We start from the raw sequence: 7,031 nt of genomic DNA, 5'->3' as shown, positions 1-7,031 counted from the left end.
ATAGAGGACATTTTACCTGAAAAATAAAAGAGGACATTTTTGCTGAAAAGTAACAAGTGAAATAAAAAGAGTTGACAAAATTTAGTTTGGTATATATATTATATTAAATAGAAGAGAGCATGGATTAAAAATTACAAACATTAAGGAGGTGTGCGATGATGTTATTTATCCTTTTATTATCGGTATGTGGAGTACGATTTCCATTTAACTTTATTGTAACTGCTATCCCTCGGCTTAATAACTTACACAGGAGCCCTGAATCTATTCTTGTAGTAGCTAAAAGAGATGCAACTTTTCTTACAAGTGACATACAGTGGGGATATCCGGATTTAGCGGGTGAGTTTATGATTGATACGCCAATTGTATATATACCTGAGGGTAATTTCCAGGGGTATGCGAATATCTGTTTTGGTGGTGGCAATTATTTACTGGTCTGGAAAGATGAGCGCCGTAAGCCTGACCCCGGTGACATTTATGGTGTTATTGTCTCGCCTGCAGTAGAGTTTGACTCATCGGGTATTGTCATTTGTATGGAAGCAGGTGAACAGGTGAACCCATCAGCTGCTTTTGGTAGTAGTAATTACCTTGTAGTATGGGGAGATAAACGCAACGATAATGGAGATATATATGGGGCACGGGTTAGCATGGATGGACAAGTCTTAGACCCGTATGGGATTGAGATATGTGTAGCCCAAGGGTATCAGGGACGACCATCTGTAGCATTTGACGGCACTAATTATTTAGTGACCTGGACTAAGTATATACCGGATGCAAGTGATGTATATGGGGCAAGGGTAAGCCAGGAAGGTGTAGTGTTAGACCCTAATGGCTTTGTTATATCATCAGCAAATAGTATTCAAGCTAATCCGAGAGTCAGCTTTGATGACACTAATTATTTAGTTGTGTGGATGGACAAACGAAGTGGCAACTATGATATCTATTGTACGAGAGTAACAACTGCTGGCACTGTGATTGACAGTGTAGGTATTCCTATTGAGACTACTCCCGCTCCTTGCTGCTGGCCTTCAGTTGCTTTTGGTGGCTCTAACTATATGGTTGTGTGGGAGGACCAAACTAACCAGTACAGGCCTGATATTTATGGGGCTAGAGTTAGCAAAGATGGTGTAGTATTAGATACTGTCAGCATCCCTGTCTCTACTGCCCCTAACTCCCAAAGTGGGCCAGTTGTAGCATTTGATGGGACTAATTATCTCATAGCGTGGACTGATGACAGAGACCATCAGTGGTACCCACACATCTATGCTGCGAGGGTAGCTGGCGATGGCACTGTTTTAGACACTTTAGGTATTAGGATTACACAAGCTGAGTCATATCCAATGAATCGTAATCCGAGTGTAGCATTTGATGGTATAAATTACTTAGTGGCTTGGGATAAATTTAGGATTGGGAGTGCAAGCGATATTTTTGGCTCTCGTATATCAGTAGGTGGTGATGTATTAGACCTGGCAGGGATTAATTTTTCATGGGCTTCTAATACCCAGATTCTGCCATCAGTTTTATGGGATGGGACAAATTACTTTGCTGCATGGCAAGATTATAGGAGCATATCTACTGAATGGGATATTTACGGTAAACGTATGAATCAATATGGTGAATTCTTAGATACAGTTGCTATCCCTATTTCAACTGCTCACTCTTGGCAATATGGGGCACGTGTAGCATTTGATGGTACGAATTACCTAACAGTATGGATGGATTTTAGGAGTGGCTTTTATTATAGCATTTATGGGGCAAGAGTTAGTCAAGGAGGTGCAGTATTGGATCCTGCTGGAATCCTTATTGATTTCACTGGTGTTGACCTCTGGTATCCTAAGGTAGCTTTTGGTAAAGATAGGTATCTTGTAGTCTACGACGATGCAGCTGATTTTTTCCCTGAGTGTGAAGGTGAGGTTTACGGTGCAATGGTAACCCCAGAGGGTAATGTTGTTGCGCATCTTAATATTACCCATCATGTCCCATACAACCAGGGTGGTAGTGGTTTTACTGAAGTTGCTTTTGGGGCCAGTAATTATTTAGTAGTATGGCATGATAGTAGAGATGATGGTAGACACTTTGAAATCTACGGTGCAAGAATTAGTCTACAAGGCACGGTTCTTGACCATAACGGCATGCGGATATCACTTGAGACAGGAAATAAAGGATATCCGGCAGTCGGCTTTGATGGTAAGAATTATTTAGTTGTATGGGCGTGGTATGACCCATACACTGGGAAGTGGGGTATACATGGGACACGTGTAAGTATAGATGGCGAAGTCTTAGACCCTAACGCAATTGTTATCTCTTCAGGGATGGCACCAAGATGGTATCCAGTAGTTACATTTGATGGCACTAATTATTTAGTGTGCTGGTGTGACCAGCGTAATGTGGATACAGACATTTATGGTGCAAGAGTGACAACGAGTGGTGAAGTATTGGACCCGGGTGGTATACCAATCTCTATTCAGCCTTATGACCAATACGCACCATCAATTGCAAAGGGACCGGATGATGAATTCTTTATTACATGGTATAGATTTACACCCGCTCCATACTCTACAGAACGAGTATGGGGTCTCATTTATACTATTCCAGGAATAGAAGAGACAACTACATTACCAATTTGTAGCCCTTACCTCTACATACGACCCAATCCATTCGGTCAGTCTACAGTTATCAGTTATCAGTTACCAGAAACCAGAGGACAGAAGTCAGAAGTCAGATTGAGTATTTACGACTTAGCAGGTAGATTAGTCAAATCTTTTGCAAGGCTGAAGCCTTACCATACTGTTACTATTTCGTGGGACGGCACAGATGATAGTGGGAATAGACTGCCAAGTGGTATCTACTTTTGTAAGTTACAAGTAGGTGATGAGAATCTAACTAAACAAGTGCTTTTATTAAGGTAATGTCATAGAAGAAGGCAAAAATGACTTGACAAATTTCAGTTAGTATTGTAAATATAGATTTAAAAACTATAAACAATAGTTTAAGAGAGGGGGGAAAATGTATAATTTTGTTCTATTGATAGTTCTTATAGGGGTAAATTTTAGTACTCAAAAGAGTCCGAGTCTTATTGATACACCGCTTGTATCTGTATCACCTGAGACGCAGACTGGTTTATCGGCTGGCTCTACTTTTAGGGATTCAGTTTATTATATGGAGAGTACTACCAGTCCAAATCTGTACGGGTTTGATGTCAAGCTATACTTTGACCCATCAGTGATAACTTGTGATAGGATTATTGATAGTACAGCCTTAAGTAACAGTGGCAATGTCTTTTGGATAAAGAGAGATATAAACAATACTGAGGGCTGGTTATGGGTAGCATGTGCTTGTCTGTCTCCAAATCCTGGTCTTGATGGTAATGGTAAACTTTTTGCAATAGTATGGAGAGTAGTTGTAAGTGGTAGGGGCTCAATATTACATTTAGGGGATGTTGACCTTGCCTCACCGAGTGCACAACCAATAATACACAAAAGAGCTGATGGCTATTATAATTCACCTGCAATATTAATTAGGTCGCCAACTGGTGGTGAGCATTGGATGAGGGGTAATTTACATAACATAAGCTGGTTAAGTGCAGGCGTCACTGGTGATGTAAAGATAGAGTTGTATAAAGGAGGTAGCTTAAATAGCACTATAAGTAGTAGCACTGAAAATGATAGTCTATACTCATGGAGTATACCTGCAACTCAGGAGCCGGGCTCAGATTATAAGGTAAAAATTATAAGTGTGAGTGCTCCATCCATTTATACCTATAGTAATACGAACTTTAGCATATGTCAAAATGTTCAAGTAGTATTACCAAATGGGGGTGAAGTCTTAAATGGTGGTCAATCATATAACATTACATGGAATACTTCAGGTGGAGGTGGCGATGTCAGAATAGATTACTCTACTAATGGCGGCTCATTGTGGAATACGATAATTAAGAGCACACCTGATGATGGTTTATATTCATGGACAGTCCCAAACAAACCTACAACTCAGGGTAGAGTGAAGGTAACGCATACAAGCTGTATCCCCACTAATACTGATGCAAGTGATGCCAACTTCACTATAAGGGCAATAGAGGTAACATCGCCTAACAGTAAGCTATGCTGGGTAATAGGGAAGCCCTACGATATAAAGTGGATAACAACTGTAGGTGGTGATGTAAAGCTTGAGTTGTATAAGGGTGGTAGCTTATTTGAAACCATAGCGAGTAGTACTCAAAATGATAGTTTATACTCATGGACTGTACCGACATCTTGTACTCCTGATACTAACTACAAGGTAAAAATAACAGTTATTAGTGAACCTTCCATTAATGATTATAGTGATGTCAACTTTATTATCTGCCGTCAAATCCAAATTTTATATCCTAATGGTGGTGAATGGTTGAGAGTAGATTCAACTTATGATATTAAATGGGTGACAACTGGGTTAAGTGGTGATGTCGTAATCCACTATTTCAATGGCACAAGTTGGTCTGTAATAGATTATAGCGACCCTGATGACGGTGTATATTCATGGAAAGTTCCCAATACACCTACAAATCAAGCAAAGGTGCAAATATATTATACGCCTTGGAGTGAGACCACTGATTCAAGTGATGCCACATTCACTATAGCGACTGGACCACCTGGAATTGAGGAAAATACTAAATTACAATCAGTGATAAGTGGGCCCAAATTGGAAATCTATCCTAATCCATTCACCAGAACTACAGAAATCAGAATACAAAGTATAGATTACAGATTACAGATTACAGATTACAGATTAATGATTTATGACTTAGCTGGCAGATTAGTTCGCTCCTTACTAGTTAACCAATCAACTAATCAACTAATTAACTCTATTAGCTGGGATGGTAAAGATTTTTCTGGTAAAGAGGTAGGTTCTGGAATCTATTTTTGCAAGTTAAAAGTGGGTAATAAGAGCATAACCAAGCAATTGCTTATGCTAAGGTAAGATGCTATGATAAATTCTAAATCCAAAATCCTAAACTCTAAACAAATTCTAATTCTCAATTTTTCAAAATTCCAAACAGTTTGGAACATTGGGATTTCGGGGTTGAGATTTGTTTAGGATTTAGAAATTGGGATTTAGAATTTTAAGAAGGTGGTGATGTCTATGATTGTGTGATATAGAAGGAAATGGGCTATATTTTTCGAGGTAAAACTTATCCCGACAAAGTTGGGATGAGTTTGTAAAAGGGGGTGTAAAATGGTAGCAATATTAATGCTATGGATTATGCAATTGGTTCCATTAAATCCTGCCCCTCGCTGGTCTTATTATGATGATAAGGCACGTGGTATCAGTTTAGCTGATTTCAACAATGATGGCTGGCTTGATTTATCAGTTGCTAGGGAGGCATATCCTAACTACATCTTTATGAATAAACATGGTATACTTGACACATTCCCAGTATGGCAATCGGCTGATTTTGACCCTTCTGTATGGTGTGCTTGGGCTGATTATGATAATGATAGTGACTTAGATTTGGTAATAGCGAATTGTCAATTTTTAGGTGGTAGGCTAAAACTGTACAAAAATGAGGCTGGCTCCATAAGTACTAGTCCGGTATGGGTAGGCTCAAAGGGTGGCTGCTGGGCTGGTTGGGCTGATGTAGACAATGATGGTGATTTGGATTTAGCTGCTATTGATATGCTACAATATCCTTGTGTATTTTACAATAATAATGGAGTACTTGAGTCTAATCCTTCATGGCAGGCTAATGACCACGATATTGACTTTTCAGGTGGTGCCTGGGCAGATATAAATAACGATGGCTGGCTTGACCTTGTAGTTGGTAATATTAACTGGGCAAAGCCTATGTTAAGAGTATATTATAACCACAATGGAACACTTGAGACTACAGCTTCTTGGACTTCTGAGACACCACAAATTCTTCCAGTCGGTGGTGTGTCAGTTGCTGATGTAAACAACGATGGCTGGCTTGATGTAGCTTGTGGAAATGGGGCAGGTGCGGCTATGGAAGATGCTCCTAACTTTATCTTTATGAATACAGGTGGAACACTTGAGACAAGTCCATCATGGGTATCAGCTGATGTCTACAACTCTATAGGGGTAGCATTTGGTGATGTAGATGGTGATGGTTATATGGATTTAGCGTGTGCAAACATAGGACGTGCTGCTTGTGTCTATGCAAATAATAATGGCAGTCTAATTGCTTGGCCTGATTGGTTCTCAAATGTCAGTGGTATACATAATGTAGCGTGGGGTGATGTTGACAATGATGGGCTTGTTGCAAGTATAGATACATTTACAGTTGATGGGACAAAGAAATTATTCTACTTATCGCATTACCCGGTTCATAAGTTACAAGTGATAAAGGTTAATAATGATACGGTTCCAATTAGTGATTACTGTTATGATTTGGTAGCTGGCTGGTTTACACTTAAGAATATGCCCGATTCTGGTAATATTTTGACAGTTGAATACACTTACTCAATAGATATGGAACTTGCCCTCTCTGGCAATTATCTATTTGAAAATACTAATATGGGTATTGAGGAAGTTCAAAGTTCAAAGTTAGAAGTGCAAAGTGTAAAATTAGAAGTCTATCCTAATCCATTCAGCAGAAAAACAGAAATCAGAATACAAAGTATAGATTACAGATTACAGAGTACAGATTACAGATTAACGATTTATGACCTAACTGGCAGATTAGTTAAGTCTTTTGGGTCAGGAGACCCAAAACTACCCGAGCTCAATCCCGATAAAATCGGGATGAACCCAATAACTGTTGTCTGGGATGGCAGAGATGAGAGTGGCAAGCTATTACCAAGTGGTGTATACTTCTGTAAGCTACAAGTTGGGAATAGGAGTCTAACCAAGCAACTGCTTTTAATGGAATGACTAAACTAAATCCTAAATTCGAAATTCTAAACTCTAAACCCCGCACCAAAGTGATGCTGGGTAAACAAATTCTAATTCTCCAATTTACCAAATCTCAAACGGTTTGTGACATTGGAAATTGTGATTTGTTTAGGATTTGGAAATTGGAGTTTCGAATTTAAATAAGA

General features: G+C 39.2%; 3 protein-coding genes. All 3 read left to right on the top strand.

Annotation, left to right across the window (positions count from 1 at the left end; all coding sequences use genetic code 11):
* The first annotated feature begins 155 nt into the window (after positions 1-155).
* The 3 genes from QMD71_03875 (at position 156) to QMD71_03865 (ending at position 6,864) form a co-directional block, all read left to right on the top strand.
* Complete coding sequence (locus QMD71_03875) at positions 156-2,906, top strand: FlgD immunoglobulin-like domain containing protein (GenBank protein MDI6839984.1); 2,751 nt, start codon at positions 156-158, stop codon at positions 2,904-2,906.
* 97 nt (positions 2,907-3,003) lie between these two features.
* Positions 3,004-4,953: a Ser-Thr-rich GPI-anchored membrane family protein gene (locus tag QMD71_03870; protein ID MDI6839983.1), complete on the top strand. Its 1,950-nt coding sequence runs from the start codon at positions 3,004-3,006 to the stop codon at positions 4,951-4,953.
* Positions 4,954-5,208: 255 nt separating this feature from the next.
* Positions 5,209-6,864, top strand: coding sequence for an FG-GAP-like repeat-containing protein (locus QMD71_03865; protein MDI6839982.1), 1,656 nt, complete (start codon positions 5,209-5,211; stop codon positions 6,862-6,864).
* Positions 6,865-7,031 lie beyond the last annotated feature (167 nt).

The organism is bacterium (genome assembly GCA_030018315.1).
In the GTDB taxonomy this organism is placed as follows: Bacteria; Hydrothermota; UBA3073; order JACQXS01; family JAGMCI01; genus JASEGA01.
Note: the sequence above shows the minus strand (reverse complement) of the source record. Positions and strands in the feature narration are given on the sequence as shown.

What these genes read in the sequence shown, in the direction of transcription:
- QMD71_03865 (MDI6839982.1), top strand. Translation starts at nt 5,209, where the DNA reads ATGGTAGCAATATTAATGCTATGGATTATGCAATTGGTTCCATTAAAT.
- QMD71_03875 (MDI6839984.1), top strand. Translation starts at nt 156, where the DNA reads ATGATGTTATTTATCCTTTTATTATCGGTATGTGGAGTACGATTTCCA.
- QMD71_03870 (MDI6839983.1), top strand. Translation starts at nt 3,004, where the DNA reads ATGTATAATTTTGTTCTATTGATAGTTCTTATAGGGGTAAATTTTAGT.